Origin of the sequence: Sphingopyxis sp. (assembly GCF_019459305.1) — a bacterium.
Classification (GTDB): domain Bacteria; phylum Pseudomonadota; class Alphaproteobacteria; order Sphingomonadales; family Sphingomonadaceae; genus Sphingopyxis.
On sequence record NZ_JAIBES010000055.1, the window covers coordinates 1 to 16,496 of the forward strand.

Here is a 16,496-nt window from a genome sequence, read left to right on the forward strand (position 1 = left end):
CGCCTCATCGCAAAGCTCATATTCGCGGCTCAACACCATCCCGCCTTCATCTGGGCTTGGTCCCGATGGCGCCAAACCCACCAAGCGATCGCGGCTCAATGTCACCGAAGAACACGACATTAAATGCAACTGTAGTACTAGAACAGGCGCCTTCCGGTCAGCCCGCGGCGAAGCGCCTTGCGGTGTCCTGGACCAGTGCGATCATGTTGGGGACGCCCTGGGTGCGGTTCGACGACAGCTGGCGGGTCAGGTCGAACGGGGCGAGCGCGGCGGCGACGTCCATCGCGGCGACTTCGGCGGCGGGCTTGTCCTGCACCGCGGCGAGGACGAGGGCGACAATACCCTTGGTGATCGCGGCGTTGCTGTCGGCGAGGAAATGCAGGCCGCCGCCCTCTTGCGGCACAGGATAGACCCAGACGCTGGCGCTGCAACCGCGCACCAGCGTGGCGTCCGTCTTGAGCGCGTCGGGCATCGGTTCGAGCTCGCGCCCCAATTCGATCAGCAGGCGATAACGATCGTCGCCGTCGAGGAAGTCATATTCGTCGTGGATATTTGTCAGGCTGCGCATGGCGGCGCAGTGGCAGATTTGGGGGGGAGTGGGAAGAGCGCTAGGCCCATAATGCCCGTTTGTACCGAGCGAAGTCCAGACACCCGTCAGGTCAGCGCGAGGCCGATGGGCATCTCGACTTCGCTCGATGCGAACGGTTTTTTACCGCTCGAACGTCGCTACAGATCCACCCCCGCTGCGATTGCTTCCAGCTTGCGCAGCCGTTCCTTCAGATCGGCGATTTCGATGCGCGATCCCGCGTGGGGAACGGTCGCGTCATGGGTGACGGCGACATGCCCTGCGGCGAGTTCTTCGCGCTTGAGCTGGATCCAGTCGCGCCAGCCGCGCAGCGCGGCCAGGCTCATGATGGTCAGGGCGGTCAGCGCGACGGCACTGACCATCAGGTTGGAGGCAAGGTCAGACGTAATGGTGGCCATGATGCGGCTCCTTCTTCGTCACGGTCGTCAGGAGGGCGACCGGTCGCGCAGCCGTTCGATTTCCTCATCGAGCGTCACGGCGCGGTTATGGTCGGTAGCGATGCGTTCGAGCACCTGGATGCGGTCCTTGAGCGCGCGGATTTCGGATTGCAGCGCCTTGGTCTCGGCATTGTCGGCGGGGGCGGCGAAAAACTCGTTGCCCTTGTTGTCGCGGCGGACACCATATTTGGCGCGGACGACGCTGCCGATGGTGACGATCAGGACGATGCCGATAACCATTTCAAACGGGTTCATGGGGGGATCCTTCCGTATTTTCTTATCGTTGCTTCAGTTCAGTTCAGTTCAGCGGAGCGTCGCGCAGCTTTTCGATCTCGTCGGCGACGTCAATTCCCTTGTCGGTAACGATCCGTTCGAGGACGCGCACCCGCTGCTCCAGCCGTTCGGTCGCGGCCGCATATTGGGCGGCCTTTTCGGCGGTCATTTCCGACTGCTTCTCGATCATCTTTTGCTGATGCTTCGACCAGATGGCGAAGCCGCCGAGCAGGAAGGGAGCGAGGGGGATAAGGATCCAGATGGCGTCGCCCATCAGATTTCTCCTCAGTTCGCCGGGCGCCGCAGCGCCTCGATTTCGTGGCTGAGCCGGCTGCCCTCGTCGGTGACGATGCGCTCGACCACCGCGAGGCGGTCTTTCACCGAACCGAGTTCGGCGCGCAGCTGGGCATTTTCCTGGCTGATCAGCTTGACGCGTTCCATCGCCTCGTCGCTGCTTTTGGGATAGACCGCCTGACCCCAGGCACCGTCGAGCGGATAGCCGTTTTTGACACGGAGCCAAGTGGTGAAGACCCAGCCACCGACCGCCATGATGCCGATGATGGCGGCGACGGGAGCGAGGGCGTTGATCGTGTCGAAATTCATGATTATTCCCCTCAGCGCAGGCGGTCGATCTGGTCGGCGAGCTGCGCCGCCTGACCGTTGGTTTCGGTCGCGATGCGTTCGAGAACCGAAATTCGTTCTTCGAGACGGCTGACCTGGCCTGCCAGCTTGGCATTGTCGTCGGTCAGCAGCGCGATTTTTCGATCAGCGTCGGGGTCGGTTCGATGAACCGTGCCACCCCATTCATTTTCAACCGGATAGCCGTGCTTGGCGCGGATCCAGGTGGTGAACATCCAGCCGCCGATCGACAATGCGATAATGGCGAGGACGAAACCGGTACCACCGAAATTCATCTGTTTTCTCCCTGTTGCGTGTCAGCCGCCGCTCAGCGCAGGCTTTCAATCTCGTCGGCGAGCCGACGGTTGTGGCTGGTGTAGTAGAGTTCGATGTCGGCAAGGCGGCGATCGATGTCGCGAAAGCGCGACTTGATATCGCGGGTAGATGCGGTCGGATTGCTGCGTACCCCCTGCCAGAATTTCGCTTCTTCGTTCGAGCCATAGAGCGCGAAGGGTTTCGGCGTGCCCATCCAGGCGACCATCCAGTACGCGATCAGCGTCCAGGGGAAGCCCCCCATCAGCGTCAGCAGCACCGCGCCAACGCGGACCCAGAGGACGTCGACACCGCTGTAATCGGCGATCCCGGCACATACGCCGCTCCATTTGGCGTTCTGCTTGTCGAGGTAGAATTTCGTGCGGCTGGCAGACATCTCAGTTCCTCCGGCTGGTATTTTCGAGTTGCGCCAGTTCTTCATCGCTACGCACCGCAGGGCGGAAGTCGGGATGGTCGGCGCTGATGATGCGTTCGACGGTGTGCAGGCGGCCTTCCAGCCGGCGCGCGGTGTCGTACAGTTCGTCGAGCAGTTGCTCGTCTTCTCCGGTCAGCGTCTTGGCCTGTTTCCACTTGGTGATGTAGTGGAGGATCAGCCAGGGCAGACCGAGGAAGAGCGTTCCGATAACGATCGGGACGATGATGATTTCTTCCATCGGTCTGGTTCCTTATTGCTTGCTGGCGTGCGCGGCCTTGAGCGCGGCGAGCTCGTCGGCGACCTTGTCGGCGGCCTGGAGTTCGGCGATCTCTTCGTCGAGCGACTTTTTGTAACCCAAGTTCAGCGCATCGGCGCGGCCCTCGGCTTCGTCGACGCGGCGTTCGAGAATGTCGAAGCGCGAGAAGGCATCTTCGACGCGGTCGCCATTGGTCATTTCGCGCAGCTTAAACTTGTTCTCGGCGCTTTCGAGGCGGGTCGAGACGTTCGACTGGCGAGCGCGCGCTTCGCTGAGTTTTTTCTGCAGCTTGGCGATGTCGTCTTCATAGCCCTTGAGCGCGTCGTCGAGGACGGCGATTTCGGCCTTCAGACGCTCGGCCATGTCGCCGGCTTTCTGCTTTTCGACCAGCGCGGCGGTGGCAAGGTCTTCGCGGTCCTTCGACAGCGCGAGTTCGGCCTTTTCCTTCCAGCTTTCCTGCAGGCTTTCCAGCTTGGCGATGTGGCGGCGCATTTCCTTTTGGTCCGCGATCGTGCGGGCGGCGGAAGCGCGGACTTCGACGAGCGTTTCGTTCATCTCGAAGATGATCTGGCGGATCATCTTTTCGGGATCTTCGGCCCGGTCGAGCAGGTCGGTGACGTTGGCGGCGATGATGTCGCGGGTGCGTGAAAAAATACCCATTTGAAAAACTCCTGTCGAAATCTGGAGACCTTGGTCTTTTATAAAAGGCTGGTGCCGGGGCGGGGCAAGGGGGGAGAGTGCCCCGGCACCAGTGCCGGTCAGGCCAAAGCGCTGACCGCCGGGGACATGACAGCGGCAACCAGCGGGCCGGCGTGAACGCCGGTGGCACTGGCCGCAACCTGCGGCTGGTCGATCGCTCCGACGAGAATGGCCAGCGCTCCGGCCGTGCTCAGCACGAAAGTGGCGGCTTGGGCAAACATCGACTTCATGATCTAACCTTCCTGTGGTTTTTCGCTGCACCGGAACAATTTGCCCCGGTTCGTATCCAACTATGCAGACACCGTGCCAATTGCGCCAAGCCGCGCAAATGCGCGCAACTTCACGCGCAAATCGCTTCCGCGATCGAATTGACTTGCCATCGAGCGGGAAAATTTGCCAATCATTGGGAATGGAGCGCGAGACCCAATTTATCGGCCAGTCGGCGGCGTTTCAGGACGCGGTCGAACGTGCCAGCCTGGCGGCGTCACTCGACCGGCCCGTGCTGGTGATCGGCGAGCGAGGGACGGGCAAGGAACTGATCGCCGAACGCCTGCACCGCCTGTCGACGCGCTGGGACCGGCCCTATGTCATCCTGAACTGCGCCGCGATGCCCGAGACGCTGATTGAGTCCGAGCTGTTTGGGCACGAGGCAGGCGCCTTCACCGGCGCGACGCGCACCCGCGCCGGGCGGTTCGAAGAGGCCGACGGTGGCACCCTGTTCCTCGACGAGCTGGCAACGATGTCGATGGGCGCGCAGGAACGCCTGCTGCGCGCGGTCGAATATGGTGAGGTCACTCGCGTCGGTTCGTCGCGCCCGATCCGCGTCGATGTCCGCATCGTCGCGGCCACCAACGAACATCTGCCCGCGCTGGTCGATGAAAATCGCTTCCGCGCCGACTTGCTCGACCGCCTTTCGTTCGAGGTCATCACCCTGCCCCCACTGCGCGCGCGTGAGGGCGATATCGAGGTGCTCGCCACCTATTTCGGGCAACGGATGGCCACCGTCCTTGGCTGGGAAGAATGGCCGGGCTTCGGACCGCGCGCGCTCGCCGCGATGGAAGGCCATGACTGGCCGGGCAATGTCCGCGAACTGCGCAATGTCATCGAGCGCGCGATCTATCGCTGGGCGGACCCTGAAAAGCCCGTAGATGCGCTAAGCTTCGATCCGTTCGCGAGCCCCTGGCAGCCCGTGGTGCGCAAATCGGCGCCGAAGGCGGCCGGCGGCGCATCGGCTGCCCCCGCCGAAACCGCGCCCGTATCTACTGCGATGCCTACTGGCCCGGTCAGCGACATGCGCGCCGCGGTCGACGCCTATGAACGCCAGATCCTGTCTGACACGATGGCGCGCTGCCGCTTCAATCAAAAAGTCGCGGCCGAAGCGTTGGGGCTGAGTTACGACCAGATCCGCCATGCGCTGAAGAAACATGGGTTGAATCAGTAGCGTCGACTTTGATCCTCACTGTCGCGAAGCGATGGGGAGGTGGCAGCGCGGAGCGCTGACGGAAGGGCAATGGCGCAACGGCGCTGCCCCTCCACGACCGATTCGCGGCGGTCCCCCTCCCCATGGCTTCGCCACAGGGAGGATTTGGATATCAGCCCGGAATGCCGCTGATCGACTTCACTTCCATGAAATCCTTCAGCCCGAACACGCCGCCTTCGCGGCCGTTGCCCGATGCCTTGTAACCGCCGAATGCCGCACCCGGTCCTGGCCCCCAAGCGTTGACGGCGACCATTCCGGCGCGCAGCTTCGGTGCCAGCCCGGCGGCTTGCGCCGGATCGCCCGAGATTACCGCCGACAGGCCATATTCGGTGTCGTTGGCAATATCGACCGCCTCGTCGAGGTCGCCATAGGCCATGATCGTCGCGACCGGACCGAAGATTTCTTCGTTGGCGATCCGCATGTCGCGGGTGACGCCCGAGAACACCGTCGGCTTGATGTAATAGCCGCGATTGACGTTGCTCGGCAAGCCGGTGCCGCCGGTTTCCAGCGTCGCGCCTTCGTCGATCGCCGACTGGATCAGACCTTGGATCTTGTCGAACTGCGCCTTGTTGACGACGGGGCCGATATGGCCGCCTTCGCTCATCGGGTCGCCGACCGCCGTGCCGTCGAACATCGCCTTGATGACGCCGACCGCTTCGGCCTGACGCTCTTTCTGGACCAGAATGCGCGTCGGGGCGATGCAGCTCTGTCCGGTGTTGACCAGCACGCCCTGCACCGTCGGCGGCAGCACCGCGGCGAAATCGGCGTCGGGCAGGACGATGTTCGGCGACTTGCCGCCGAGTTCCTGATGGACGCGCTTGACGGTGTCGGCGGCGGCCTTAGCGACAAGAATACCGGCGCGGGTCGAGCCGGTGAAGCTGACCATTTCGATGCCGGGGTGTGCGCTGATTGCGTTGCCGACGGTCGGGCCGTCTCCCTGAACGAGGTTGAAGACGCCCGGCGGGACGCCCGCGGCGTCGAGGATTTCGGCAAAGATCGTCGCGTTGCCGGGGCATTCTTCGGAGGGCTTGAGAACCATCGTTTTGCCCGCGGCGAGCGCCGGAGAGACCTTCAGCGCGATCTGGTTGAGCGGCCAGTTCCACGGCGTGATCATGCCGACGACGCCGATCGGTTCGTAAGCGATGACGCCCGCGGCGTATTTTTCGGTGAAGTTGAAGTCTTTCAGCGCGGCGATCGTGCCAAGAAAACCGCCGATGCCCGCGCCGACCTGTGCGGTGCCCGCGAAGCTTACCGGGGCACCCATTTCGCTTGCCATTGACTTGGCAAGGTCGGGCGCGCGCTTCTTATATTCCTCGACGATGCGATTGAGCAGGTCGAGGCGCTCTTCGCGCGTCGTCTGCGACCAGCTTTTCAGTGCCTCGCGTGCTGCGGCGACGGCATCGTCAACGTCGGCGGCGGTGCCGAGAACGATCGTCGAGGCAGCTTCTTCGGTCGCCGGGTTAATTACGTCGTGCGGCTTGCCGCCCTTGCTATCGACCCACTGGCCGCCGATGAAATTCTGCTTGAGGTGCGTTGCGGTGTCGCTCATTTTCTCTCTCCCAATCGGCGTGTCTGAATACGTCTCGGATTGCTACCTAATCACTGTGGCGGATGAATCAAGCAACGCCAACTGACAAAGGTGACGGCTCAGCGTTTTTCAGCACTCAGCCGTGACATCAATATGGCAGCGCGCGTCGCTTGCCGCGCGATGCTGGGCAGGTCGACGGTTTCTTCGGGGCCATGATCGCCGGTGCTGTAAGCGCCAAGACCCGCGAGCGAATCGACGAAGGGGGCGACAAAGCTGATGTCGGCGGCCCCACGCTTCAACGGGTCGAGCGCCGCCATTTCGGGCAGGCCGAGGTCGCGGTTTACCGCGTTCAGCCGGACGAGCAGTGCGCGGTTGCCCTCGGTCGGCGCCATCGCGGGATAGCCGCCGGGGTCGAAGGCGAGGGTCGCTGAAGTTCCGCGTGCATGGTCGGCGATGATCGCCGCCATCTTGTCCTTCACCCGCGTTGCCTGTTCGCCCGACAGCGTGCGAAGGTCGCCGCGCGCCACGGCAGTGGCGGCAATAATATTGGTCTTGCCGGTGGCACTGGCGCGGATTTTGCCTTCGTCGAGCATAGCCTGCTCGCCGCCCGCGACCAGTCCGACGTTGAAGGTCAGATTGGGTTCGGGCAGCTCGGTGCGGAAACGGTGGATGATCCGCGCCAGTTCATAGATCGCGCCGTCGCCGGTATTGGCGCTAAAAATGCCCGAGCTGTGCCCGGCCTTGCCGGTGGCGGTGACAGTCCAGCTTTCGGACGAGCGACGTGCGATCGAACTCATGTCGGCACCCGCATCGCGGATCAGCCCTTCGAAACATAGCGCGACATCGCTGCGCTTGCCCGCGGCGATCAGGTCGGCGCGTGCGATCTCGATTGGGTCTCCCGCATCCTCCTCGTCGCCGGTCATGTGAAATTCGATATTGGCGCCCTTCAGCGTCCCCGCCGCGTGCATCGCGCGCAGCGCCGCGAGCGCCACGACCATCCCGCCCTTATCGTCACCCGCCCCCGGTCCCTTGGCGAAGTCGCCCCTGCGCTCGAAACGCTGGAAGGGCGAATCGGGTTCGAAGACCGTGTCGAGATGCGCGATGAGGAGCAGGCGCTTGCCGTCCCGCTTGCCCTTGTGCGTCGCGATCAGGTGCCCGGCGCGGCCGGTCTCGCGCATCGGTTTCCAGGTCACCGTGAAGCCCAGCGGTTCGAGCTCGGCGCGCATCATCGCCCCGATCTTTTCGACGCCCTCGAGGTTGAGCGAGCCGCTGTTCTGGTTGACCAGCTTTTCAAGCAGCGCGATCGAGCGCGGTTGCTCGGCCTCGACCATTTTTGCCATCGCGCTTTCGGCCTTGCTAAGCTCTGCCTGAGCCGCAGGTGCGAGTGCGAGTTGAAGCGCGATCAGGGCGGCAAATGGCAGCGATTTCATGGAGGACTCCTCTGGACGTCCCCCTTGTGCCGCTTGCACGGACTGCGGGCAAGCGATCAGCCGGGGCGGACCATGAATATGCTGCCGCCGATGCTGACGATGAACAGATTGCCCGCGCTGTCTTCGCCGAACGAGGCGATCGAACTGAGCGTCCCGGCGTCGGGGGAGAAATCCTCGTTGCGCCGCGCGAAGCGCGACGACGGAAGCGTCTGTCCGGCGATCATGCTGGAAAAAGGCACCGACCAGATATTGCCCGAGATAAAGTCGCCAAAAACATACTGACCCTGGAGCGATGTCACCGGGCCGCGATAGACATAGCCACCGGTGACGGTCCGGCCCTGCCTTGGGCCGCTGCCATGGCCATATTCGAGCACGGGATTGGTCAGCCCCGCGGGGGCGGTGCCGGCATAGGGCTGGGTGCCCTCAAGGAAGCGCCAGCCGAAGTTCAGCCCCGGCTGCGAGGTTGTCACCATGTCGACTTCTTCGACCGCGCTTTGGCCGACGTCGCCGATCAGCAGCGTTGAGCCCGAAAAGGAAGCGCGGAACGGGTTGCGGAGGCCAAAGGCAAAGACATAGGGATCGCCGCCGCTCGCGATAAATGGATTTCCGGGTGCAGGAGCATAGCTGCTGCCGCCTGCGCCGACGGCAAAGCGCAGGATCTTGCCAAGCTGCACATTGCGGTTCTGTGCATTGTTGTTGGGATCGCCGCCCCCGCCGCCATCGCCGACCGCGACATAGACATGGCCGTCGGGACCAAAGCCGATCCAGCCGCCATTATGATTGTCGAACCCGGGGTGCGGGATGTCGAGCACGGTATCGTACCTGGTCGAGCTGTTCGGCTGCCCCAGCGTATAGCGCCGCACCTGGACATTGCCGTTGGTCGCGGTGGCGACCGCGAACAGGCGCTGCGACGTCGCATGGTCGGGATAGGCAGCGAGGCCGAGCAGGCCGCGCTCGCCGCTGGTCGAAATGTCGGTGATGTCGAGCACGAGCGTACGGCTGCCATTGGCGGGGTCGAAGCGATAGACGTTGCCGCCCTTTTCGACGACATAGACGCTGCTGCTGCCGGGGATCGGGGCGACATAGAGCGGCTGGCTGAAGCCGGTGCCGACGCGCGCTACCGATATGCCCTCGCGGCAGTTGGTGACCGTGATGTTGACCGCCTGCGTCACGCTCGCCTGACCGTCGCTGACGCGCAGCACAACCGTATAGACATTGTCGCCGTCGGCGTCCCCGGGCAGATCGAAATCGGGCGCTGCGCCAAAGCTGAGTGCGCCAGCACCTGTGATCGCGAAACGCGCCGCGTCGGGGCCGCCGTCGATGGTGAAGGTCAGGGTGTTGCCATCGGGATCGGTCGCGGTCGCCTGATAGGCGGCGGTGCTATTTTCGGCGACGCTCGCGGTTTGCAGCGAAGTGAAGCTGGGCGGGGCATTGGCCGTGGGCGGGGTGCCGCCGCTGCTACCGCCACCGCCACCGCATGAGGCGAGCAACAGGGACATGAGGAGGAGGGAGACGCGCTTCCGCATGGCCAAATTGCCTTTCGCGATCAAGCCCACCCCGCTCGCAACCTGCCATGGGTCGATAGCGGCGGCAACCCCGGCGATTTACCATAGAGCCCTTGCGCCGGGCGGCGTCAGTCGGGCTCTTTGGCCTCATCGAAATCGTTGAGTTTGCCCAGTGCCTCTTGCGCGATTTTTCGCAGGACCAGACGATTGACTGTCAAGCCTTTCGCATCGTCGCCGGCCAGGTCGTCGATGGCAAAATCGACGCGGGTGCGATCGGGCGCCAGCTCTTCGAAGGTGAATTTGAGCCCCGTCATCAGCGCGCCGTCATCGACGTTGTAGATCAGATGAGCTTCGCGAGGGATTTCCATCGCGACCGCTATCTTGATCTTATAGGCGTCGGGCCGCTCATCGGGGACCATCTTCTCGAAACCCGGATCGCCCTTTTCGGCGACCAACTCATAGAGGCGCGTCGATCCGCCGTTGGTCACCAGCGGCATCCCGGTAAAGGCGCTGTCATCGCCAAACATTTTCGCAAACACCTCTTCGCGTGGCGCCGCGACCGTGCGGGTCTGGTTCGCCAGCTCGGCTATTTTGCCGCAGCTCGCGGTCAGCAGCATCACGGCAACCAAGATTGTGGAGCGTAGCATCGCGATCCCCCTGAAAGGCGAAGTCGGTATAGCGTTGGCGATTTACCAAAGCGTCAATGGCTGCCGTTTTTGTATGTAAAGAGTGTTTGACAGGCCAGACGACTCACTGTAAAGAGCTCTTGACAGGTAAGGGAGCGGCTGTGGAAAATCGGGTCCGCGAATATCGCGAAGCGGCGGGGTGGAGCCAGGGCGAACTTGCCCGGCGCCTGGGGGTATCGCGCCAGACGATCAACGCGGTCGAAACCGACAAATATGATCCCAGCCTGCCGCTCGCGCTCCGCATGGCGGGGCTGTTCGCTCTCGAAGTGCGCGAACTGTTTATCGATCATTGGACGGCGAAGGAGTAGCGAGATGACGACGCAGGCAAGCAAGGCCGCCGGATGGCGCAAGATGGCGATGCAGGCAGCAATCGGCGCGGCTGCGGGCGCCGGAGGCATGTTCGCGGGGTTGCAGCTGGTCGAGGGGCAGGGCGGTTTCGACTGGACGGGATCGTCCATCATCCTGTTCGGCATCGGGCTGGTTTATGCACTGATGGGGATGTTCGTCGGGATCGGAACGGTAGCGCCGCGCCTGTTCGGCCAGCGGCTGCTCAACGTCGCCGATGCCGAAGAAATCGTCGAGGAGCGCGCGAACATGGCTGGCAGCGCTGTCGGCTGCCTGATTCTGGGCGCAGCGGTCATGTTGCTGGCGCATGCGGCGGCGGCTGACGCCGCGGGCGGTGCGGCGCTGGTCACCCCAGCGCTCGCTTTCTGGATTCTGCTGGCGGTTCTGGTCGGCTTTACAGCGATATCGGTGTGGATGTGGCGGGGTTTTGACGAGCTGTGGCGCCAGTTGACGGTCGAAATATCCGCGATCACCGGCAATCTTCTTCTGTTGATCGCGATCATCTGGGGCGGCGCCGCCGCGGTGGGACTGGCCGCCGGGCCGCACCCGCTCGATCTGGTGTCGCTCGCATTCGGATCGCTCCTGTTCGCCTGTTTTGCAGGCGCGGGATGGCGCGGGATGATGGCGCTGCGCTAGCGCTTGCGTTGGACGAACAAACGAAAAAGGGCGCCCGGTTCCCCCGAACCGGGCGCCCTCCTTGGCGTTGCTGACCCTTGCGGATCAGGCGCTGTAGTACATGTCGAATTCGACCGGGCTCGGGGTCTGCTCGACGCGATACACTTCGTCCCACTTCAGCTCGACATAGGCTTCGATCTGATCCTTGGTGAACACGTCGCCCTTGAGCAGGAAGTCGTGGTCGGCGATCAGCGCGTCGAGCGCCTCGCGCAAGCTGCCGCAGACGGTCGGGACTTCGGCGAGTTCTTCGGGCGGCAGGTCATAGAGGTTCTTGTCCATCGGATCGCCCGGGTGGATCTTGTTCTGGATGCCGTCGAGCCCCGCCATCAGCAGCGCCGAATAGCACAGGTACGGATTGGCCATCGCGTCGGGGAAACGGAATTCGACGCGCTTCGCCTTGGCGCCTGCACCATAAGGGATGCGGCACGAGGCCGAGCGGTTGCGGCTCGAATAGGCGAGCAGAACCGGAGCCTCGAAACCGGGGACGAGACGCTTGTAGCTGTTCGTTGTCGGGTTGGTGAAGGCGTTGAGCGCCTTCGCATGCTTGACGACGCCGCCGATGAAATAGAGGCACATGTCGCTAAGGCCCGCATAGCCGTTACCCGCGAACAGCGGCTTGCCCTTTTCCCAGATCGAGATGTGGGTGTGCATGCCGCTGCCGTTATCGTCCTTTATCGGCTTGGGCATGAAGGTCGCGGTCTTGCCATAGGCATGTGCGACCTGATGCACGACATATTTGTAGATCTGCATGCGGTCGGCGGTCTGCGTCAGTGTGCCGAAGGTCAGGCCAAGCTCATGCTGCGCGGCAGCGACTTCATGATGGTGCTTGTCGCAGGGCAGGCCCATTTCGAGCATTGTCGACACCATCTCGGCGCGGATGTCGACGGCGCTGTCGACCGGTGCGACGGGAAAATAGCCGCCCTTGGCGCGCGGGCGGTGGGCGAGGTTGCCGCCTTCATAGATGCGGCCGGTGTTGGTCGGCAGTTCGATGTCGTCGATCTCGAACCCCGACTTGTTGTAGCCGGTCTCGAAGCGGACATCGTCGAACATGAAGAATTCGGCTTCGGGGCCGACATAGACGGTGTCGCCGACGCCGGTCGAGGCAACATAGGCCTCGGCGCGCTTGGCCGTCGTCCGCGGATCGCGGGCATAGCCTTCGCCGGTCGACGGCTCGACAATGTCGCAAAAGATGACAAGCATCGGGGTCGCCGAGAAGGGATCGTCATAGACCGCGTCGAGGTCAGGCATCAGGATCATGTCGGACTCGTTGATCGCCTTCCAGCCCTCGATCGACGAGCCGTCGAACATCAGGCCGTCTTCGAGCGCGTCTTCATCGATTACACCGGCGCACATCGTCAGATGCTGCCACTTGCCCTTGGGATCGGTGAAGCGCAGGTCGACCCACTCGATGTCGTTTTCCTTGATCCGGGCGATGATATCCTTGGGCTTCGTAGCCATTGTCTGAACTTCCTTCTTGCGATGATGACCGGCTCGGCCGGTTTCGTTGAACAGGGTGGGGAGTGGGTGTTTTAAAGGGCGTCCTCGTTGCGCTCGCCGGTGCGGATGCGCAGCGCGGTTTCGACCGGGATGACGAAAATCTTGCCGTCGCCGATGCGACCGGTCTGCGCGGCCGCGGCGATCGCCTCCACGACGCGTTCGGCCATGCTGTCCTCGACGATGACTTCCAGCTTCACCTTGGGCAGGAAATCGACGACATATTCGGCACCGCGATACAGTTCGGTATGACCTTTTTGCCGACCAAAGCCCTTGGCCTCGGTGACGGTGATGCCGCTGACGCCGACTTCGTGCAGCGCTTCCTTGACCTCGTCGAGCTTGAACGGCTTGATGATCGCCTCAATCTTCTTCACGCTTTTCGTCCCCCTTGGGCATATCCTATCGCTCGCAGTCAGAGCCGGATCAGGCCTGCCTGTCCGGTTCGCACCCGTGAGTCGCTGCGAGGCCCCGTCATCTTGCACCAATCAAGAGCCGTGCCAATTGGCGAATCGCAAGCTTTCAGTAACATTTGTGACACGATGTTGCGCGGTTGCTTAAGGGGTGAGCAACGGGTGCGATGCGGTGCCTAAAAAAGTGGCAGGTTCGTATCATATCCTCCCTGTCGCGCAGCGATGGGGAGGGGGATCGTCGCCGCAGGCGATCGTGGAGGGGCCGCGACTTCGCGCCGTGGCCCTTCCGTCAGCGGCTACGCCGCTGGCACCTCCCCATGACTTCGTCACAGGGAGGTTAGGTGTTTTACCGGCCCATCGGCGCCGAGCTGTCGGCGAGATTCGCCTTGGTCCAGTTCGACCGTTCGATGACATAGGCGCGGATCGCTTCGGCGTCCTGCGGGGTTAGCACTTTCGCGAAGCTGACCATGCCGCGATCCTTCAGCGCGCCGTCGATCACCACGCCCTTCCATGCCTCGGCATTGGCCAGCGTGCCCGAGACGCGGAGGTCGGGGGTGAAGCCGTTGCCGATCGCGCTGTCGCCGTGGCAGACCATGCAATAGCGCCCGAACTGCGCCTTGCCCGCCGCGACCTGCGTCGCGCTGGCGGTCATCGGCGGCGGGTTCCACGCCAGCGTTGTCGTAGTGGGCGGCGCGGGCAGTTTGCCGGTGCCGCCAATCGTGAGCACTACCAGCCGCGGGATGTTCGGGATCTTGCGCGTGGCACCGCCTGCAACCCCGGCGACGAGCGGGAAAGCGCCGCCCTTGCTCGTCATGAAAGCGACGTATTGGATGCCGCCGACGCGAAAGGTCGAGGGCGCGCTGACGATCCCCGACTGCATGTCGAGGTCCAGCAATTGCTTGCCGGTGTCGGCGGTGTAGGCGCGGAAGCGGCCGAGGCTGGTACCCTGGAACACCAGATTGCCCGCGGTCGTCATCGTGCCGCCATTCCACGCCGCGGGATGATCGACCGCCCAGGCGACCTTACCGGTGCGCGGGTCGAAGGCGACGAGGCGCCCGGTGGTCGCGGAGACCGCGGCGCGGAAGGCCGCTTTGTCGTCGGGGAGCAGCGTGCCGGTGAGCGAGGTCCCGACGTTGAAGCCGAGCACCTTGCGCTTGTCGAGCTCATTCATGTCGGCGAGATAGCCCTGCGGGATCTGCTGCGCCGGAATATAGACCAGCCCGGTCGCCGGATTATAGCTCATCGGGTGCCAGTTATGCGCGCCGAGCGCCCCAGGGATCGCGATGAAGGGCTTGCCGGTCTTGTAGAAACGCGCCTCAGGGTTTTCGATCGGACGCCCGGTGGCGAGGTCGTAGCCCGTCGCCCAGTTGATCCCGTCGACAAAGGGCTTAGCGTCGATCAGCTTGCCGTTGGTGCGGTCAATGGTGAAGAAAAAGCCATTCTTCGGCGCATGGTAAAGCACCTTGGTCGACTTGCCGTTCACCGCCTGCTCGGCGAGGATGATCGGCTGGGTCGCGGTATAGTCCCACGTCTCGCCCGGCGTTTCCTGATAATGCCATTTATAGGCGCCGGTGCTGGCATCGACCGCGACGATCGACGAGAGGAACCAGTTGTCGCCCTCGCCATTCGATCGCGTGCCATGGTTCCACGGGTTGCCGTTGCCGACGCCGAGATAGACCTGGTCGAGATCCTTGTCATAAACGATCGCGTCCCACACGGTGCCACCGCCGCCCGAGGTCTGCCACTCGCCCTTGTCGGACCAGGTCGCGTTGGCTTTGCTCGCGAAAATCTCGTCGCTCGCGGCGCCGTCCTTTTCCTTCTTCGGGTTGGGCGCGGTATAAAAGCGCCAGCGCTCCTTGCCCGTATCCGCGTCATAGGCGGTGACATAGCCGCGCACCCCGAATTCGGCGCCGCCATTGCCGATCAGCACCATGTCCTTCACCACGCGCGGCGCGCCGGTGATCGTGTAGGGTTTTGCGGTGTCGACCGTCTGGGTCGACCAGATTTCGGCGCCTGTCTTGCGGTCAAGCGCGATCAGGCGGCCATCGATGGTGCCGACGAAAACCTTGTCGCCCCACAAGGCGACGCCGCGGTTGACGACGTCGCAGCAGGCATTGACTGCGCTCGCGCCGGGGACTTTGGGGTCGAATTTCCACAAGGACTTGCCAGTCGCGGCATCCCAGGCGCTGACCTTCGACCAGGCGTGGGTGACATACATCACGCCGTCGACGACGACGGGCGTCGCTTCCTGCCCGCGTGCGTCTTCCAGGTCAGCGGTCCAGGCGATGCCGAGTTCGCCCACATTCTTGTCATTGATGTCGGTCAGCGGGCTGAAGCGTTGTTCGTCGTAACTGAAACCGATCGCGCCCCAGTCGTCGCCATTGCCACCGGTCTTGAGCAGGGTCTCGCTGGCCTTTTCGGCATCGTCGAGCGAACCCCCGGTGATGCTCTCATTCTTCGATGCGTTGCACGCCGCCAATGCCAGCGCCGCGCAGCTCAGCAGCGCGGCCTTCAAGACCCGTTTCGCCATTCATGCTCTCCCGTTCGACGCCTATGCTTGACGTTAACGTCAAGTCTGCGCGCGATATGGCGCGCGTGCAAGGGGGAATGTGGGGCGGAGCGCTCCCTCTTATCGGCGCCCCGGACTTGCTCCGGAGCCGCGAAGGCCAGTGCGACGTCGGAAGTCGTGGATCCCGGATCAAGTCCGGGACGACGAAGTGTAAACCGCTGTTACGATCAGGCCCAAGGCGGCGCGTTCAAGCCCTTGGGACTCGCGGTGAAAATCTCGCAGCCGGTTTCGGTGATCCCGATGCTGTGTTCGAACTGTGCCGACAGCGAACGGTCGCGGGTGACCGCGGTCCAGCCGTCGGGGAGCATCTTCACGGCAAATTTGCCGGTGTTGATCATCGGTTCGATGGTGAAGAACATGCCGGGGCGCAGCTCGGGTCCGGTGCCGGGGCGTCCGGCGTGGACCACCTCGGGGGCATCGTGGAACATCTGGCCCAGCCCGTGGCCGCAGAAATCGCGGACGACCGAATAGCGATGGCGTTCGGCGTGGGTCTGGATCGCGTGCGCGACGTCGCCCATGCGATTGCCGGGTTTCGCCTGCTCGATACCGAGCATCAGGCATTCATAGGTAACCTCGACGAGGCGCTTCGCCTTGATCGGTACATCGCCGACCAGATACATGCGGCTGGTGTCGCCGTGCCAGCCGTCCTTGATGACGGTGATGTCGAGATTCACGATGTCGCCGTTTTTCAGCACCTTGTCGCTCGGCACGCCGTGGCAGATCTGGTTGTTGACCGAGGTGCAGATCGATTTGGGGT

Annotated in this window: 21 protein-coding genes; 3 read left to right on the forward strand and 18 right to left on the reverse strand. The window is 63.3% G+C overall.

Annotated features, from left to right (window positions below; all coding sequences use genetic code 11):
• Positions 1–157 precede the first annotated feature (157 nt).
• From K0M74_RS06075 to K0M74_RS06120, 10 genes are all read right to left on the reverse strand, one after another.
• Entirely contained in the window at positions 158–568 is a 411-nt protein-coding gene (locus tag K0M74_RS06075; RefSeq protein WP_293969175.1) for a SufE family protein, read from the reverse strand.
• Positions 569–726: 158 nt separating this feature from the next.
• The gene (locus tag K0M74_RS06080) at positions 727–984 is read right to left on the reverse strand and encodes a hypothetical protein (protein ID WP_229667551.1); all 258 of its coding nucleotides are present in this window, start codon (positions 982–984) and stop codon (positions 727–729) included.
• Positions 985–1,011: 27 nt separating this feature from the next.
• Entirely contained in the window at positions 1,012–1,278 is a 267-nt protein-coding gene (locus K0M74_RS06085; protein WP_088442929.1) for a hypothetical protein, read from the reverse strand.
• A 43-nt stretch (positions 1,279–1,321) separates the two neighbouring features.
• Positions 1,322–1,570: a hypothetical protein gene (locus K0M74_RS06090; RefSeq protein WP_137754210.1), complete on the reverse strand. Its 249-nt coding sequence runs from the start codon at positions 1,568–1,570 to the stop codon at positions 1,322–1,324.
• 11 nt (positions 1,571–1,581) lie between these two features.
• Positions 1,582–1,899 carry a hypothetical protein gene (locus K0M74_RS06095; protein ID WP_088442933.1) on the reverse strand — a complete coding sequence of 106 codons (318 nt, stop codon included), beginning with the start codon at positions 1,897–1,899 and terminating at the stop codon, positions 1,582–1,584.
• 11 nt (positions 1,900–1,910) lie between these two features.
• Positions 1,911–2,210: a hypothetical protein gene (locus K0M74_RS06100; RefSeq protein ID WP_088442934.1), complete on the reverse strand. Its 300-nt coding sequence runs from the start codon at positions 2,208–2,210 to the stop codon at positions 1,911–1,913.
• Positions 2,211–2,242: 32 nt separating this feature from the next.
• On the reverse strand, positions 2,243–2,623 hold the full coding sequence (gene pspC / locus K0M74_RS06105; RefSeq protein WP_088442936.1) for an envelope stress response membrane protein PspC: 381 nt from the start codon (positions 2,621–2,623) through the stop codon (positions 2,243–2,245).
• Between the two features lies 1 nt (position 2,624).
• Complete coding sequence (gene pspB, locus K0M74_RS06110; protein ID WP_088442938.1) at positions 2,625–2,900, reverse strand: envelope stress response membrane protein PspB; 276 nt, start codon at positions 2,898–2,900, stop codon at positions 2,625–2,627.
• Positions 2,901–2,912: 12 nt separating this feature from the next.
• Positions 2,913–3,578, reverse strand: coding sequence for a phage shock protein PspA (pspA, locus tag K0M74_RS06115; RefSeq protein ID WP_293969189.1), 666 nt, complete (start codon positions 3,576–3,578; stop codon positions 2,913–2,915).
• A 98-nt stretch (positions 3,579–3,676) separates the two neighbouring features.
• The gene (locus K0M74_RS06120; RefSeq protein WP_168454300.1) at positions 3,677–3,847 is read right to left on the reverse strand and encodes a hypothetical protein; all 171 of its coding nucleotides are present in this window, start codon (positions 3,845–3,847) and stop codon (positions 3,677–3,679) included.
• A 179-nt stretch (positions 3,848–4,026) separates the two neighbouring features.
• On the opposite strand from K0M74_RS06120, the gene pspF reads away from it, so the two are divergent.
• Positions 4,027–5,058, forward strand: coding sequence for a phage shock protein operon transcriptional activator (gene pspF / locus K0M74_RS06125; RefSeq protein ID WP_293969195.1), 1,032 nt, complete (start codon positions 4,027–4,029; stop codon positions 5,056–5,058).
• A gap of 151 nt (positions 5,059–5,209) precedes the next feature.
• On the opposite strand, the gene K0M74_RS06130 is transcribed toward pspF, so the two are convergent.
• From K0M74_RS06130 to K0M74_RS06145, 4 genes are all read right to left on the reverse strand, one after another.
• The gene (locus K0M74_RS06130) at positions 5,210–6,646 is read right to left on the reverse strand and encodes an aldehyde dehydrogenase family protein (RefSeq protein WP_293969198.1); all 1,437 of its coding nucleotides are present in this window, start codon (positions 6,644–6,646) and stop codon (positions 5,210–5,212) included.
• A gap of 98 nt (positions 6,647–6,744) precedes the next feature.
• Entirely contained in the window at positions 6,745–8,055 is a 1,311-nt protein-coding gene (locus tag K0M74_RS06135; protein ID WP_293969201.1) for a M20/M25/M40 family metallo-hydrolase, read from the reverse strand.
• Between the two features lie 56 nt (positions 8,056–8,111).
• Positions 8,112–9,554 (reverse strand): PQQ-dependent sugar dehydrogenase, encoded by a 1,443-nt coding sequence (locus K0M74_RS06140; protein WP_293969204.1) that lies wholly within the window; start codon positions 9,552–9,554, stop codon positions 8,112–8,114.
• Positions 9,555–9,688: 134 nt separating this feature from the next.
• On the reverse strand, positions 9,689–10,207 hold the full coding sequence (locus K0M74_RS06145; protein WP_293969207.1) for an SRPBCC family protein: 519 nt from the start codon (positions 10,205–10,207) through the stop codon (positions 9,689–9,691).
• 140 nt (positions 10,208–10,347) lie between these two features.
• On the opposite strand from K0M74_RS06145, the gene K0M74_RS06150 reads away from it, so the two are divergent.
• Both K0M74_RS06150 and K0M74_RS06155 read left to right on the forward strand, forming a co-directional pair.
• Positions 10,348–10,554, forward strand: a complete 207-nt coding sequence (locus K0M74_RS06150; RefSeq protein ID WP_088442821.1) for a helix-turn-helix transcriptional regulator — start codon at positions 10,348–10,350, stop codon at positions 10,552–10,554.
• Between the two features lie 4 nt (positions 10,555–10,558).
• Positions 10,559–11,227, forward strand: coding sequence for a hypothetical protein (locus K0M74_RS06155; protein WP_293969210.1), 669 nt, complete (start codon positions 10,559–10,561; stop codon positions 11,225–11,227).
• An 84-nt stretch (positions 11,228–11,311) separates the two neighbouring features.
• Here the strand turns inward: K0M74_RS06155 and glnA are convergent, their stop codons facing one another.
• The 4 genes from glnA to map all read right to left on the reverse strand — a co-directional run.
• Positions 11,312–12,724 carry a type I glutamate--ammonia ligase gene (gene glnA, locus K0M74_RS06160; RefSeq protein ID WP_293969213.1) on the reverse strand — a complete coding sequence of 471 codons (1,413 nt, stop codon included), beginning with the start codon at positions 12,722–12,724 and terminating at the stop codon, positions 11,312–11,314.
• Between the two features lie 71 nt (positions 12,725–12,795).
• Positions 12,796–13,134 (reverse strand): P-II family nitrogen regulator, encoded by a 339-nt coding sequence (locus K0M74_RS06165; RefSeq protein WP_037518110.1) that lies wholly within the window; start codon positions 13,132–13,134, stop codon positions 12,796–12,798.
• A gap of 382 nt (positions 13,135–13,516) precedes the next feature.
• Positions 13,517–15,700: a PQQ-dependent dehydrogenase, methanol/ethanol family gene (locus K0M74_RS06170; protein ID WP_293969216.1), complete on the reverse strand. Its 2,184-nt coding sequence runs from the start codon at positions 15,698–15,700 to the stop codon at positions 13,517–13,519.
• Between the two features lie 206 nt (positions 15,701–15,906).
• Positions 15,907–16,496 (reverse strand): type I methionyl aminopeptidase (map, locus tag K0M74_RS06175; RefSeq protein WP_293969219.1); only part of this gene is annotated, 590 nt, incomplete at its 5' end.

What these genes read in the sequence shown, in the direction of transcription:
- K0M74_RS06075 (WP_293969175.1), bottom strand. Translation starts at nt 568, where the DNA reads ATGCGCAGCCTGACAAATATCCACGACGAATATGACTTCCTCGACGGC.
- K0M74_RS06080 (WP_229667551.1), bottom strand. Translation starts at nt 984, where the DNA reads ATGGCCACCATTACGTCTGACCTTGCCTCCAACCTGATGGTCAGTGCC.
- K0M74_RS06085 (WP_088442929.1), bottom strand. Translation starts at nt 1,278, where the DNA reads ATGAACCCGTTTGAAATGGTTATCGGCATCGTCCTGATCGTCACCATC.
- K0M74_RS06090 (WP_137754210.1), bottom strand. Translation starts at nt 1,570, where the DNA reads ATGGGCGACGCCATCTGGATCCTTATCCCCCTCGCTCCCTTCCTGCTC.
- K0M74_RS06095 (WP_088442933.1), bottom strand. Translation starts at nt 1,899, where the DNA reads ATGAATTTCGACACGATCAACGCCCTCGCTCCCGTCGCCGCCATCATC.
- K0M74_RS06100 (WP_088442934.1), bottom strand. Translation starts at nt 2,210, where the DNA reads ATGAATTTCGGTGGTACCGGTTTCGTCCTCGCCATTATCGCATTGTCG.
- pspC (WP_088442936.1), bottom strand. Translation starts at nt 2,623, where the DNA reads ATGTCTGCCAGCCGCACGAAATTCTACCTCGACAAGCAGAACGCCAAA.
- pspB (WP_088442938.1), bottom strand. Translation starts at nt 2,900, where the DNA reads ATGGAAGAAATCATCATCGTCCCGATCGTTATCGGAACGCTCTTCCTC.
- pspA (WP_293969189.1), bottom strand. Translation starts at nt 3,578, where the DNA reads ATGGGTATTTTTTCACGCACCCGCGACATCATCGCCGCCAACGTCACC.
- K0M74_RS06120 (WP_168454300.1), bottom strand. Translation starts at nt 3,847, where the DNA reads ATGAAGTCGATGTTTGCCCAAGCCGCCACTTTCGTGCTGAGCACGGCC.
- pspF (WP_293969195.1), top strand. Translation starts at nt 4,027, where the DNA reads ATGGAGCGCGAGACCCAATTTATCGGCCAGTCGGCGGCGTTTCAGGAC.
- K0M74_RS06130 (WP_293969198.1), bottom strand. Translation starts at nt 6,646, where the DNA reads ATGAGCGACACCGCAACGCACCTCAAGCAGAATTTCATCGGCGGCCAG.
- K0M74_RS06135 (WP_293969201.1), bottom strand. Translation starts at nt 8,055, where the DNA reads ATGAAATCGCTGCCATTTGCCGCCCTGATCGCGCTTCAACTCGCACTC.
- K0M74_RS06140 (WP_293969204.1), bottom strand. Translation starts at nt 9,554, where the DNA reads ATGTCCCTGTTGCTCGCCTCATGCGGTGGCGGTGGCGGTAGCAGCGGC.
- K0M74_RS06145 (WP_293969207.1), bottom strand. Translation starts at nt 10,207, where the DNA reads ATGCTACGCTCCACAATCTTGGTTGCCGTGATGCTGCTGACCGCGAGC.
- K0M74_RS06155 (WP_293969210.1), top strand. Translation starts at nt 10,559, where the DNA reads ATGACGACGCAGGCAAGCAAGGCCGCCGGATGGCGCAAGATGGCGATG.
- glnA (WP_293969213.1), bottom strand. Translation starts at nt 12,724, where the DNA reads ATGGCTACGAAGCCCAAGGATATCATCGCCCGGATCAAGGAAAACGAC.
- K0M74_RS06170 (WP_293969216.1), bottom strand. Translation starts at nt 15,700, where the DNA reads ATGGCGAAACGGGTCTTGAAGGCCGCGCTGCTGAGCTGCGCGGCGCTG.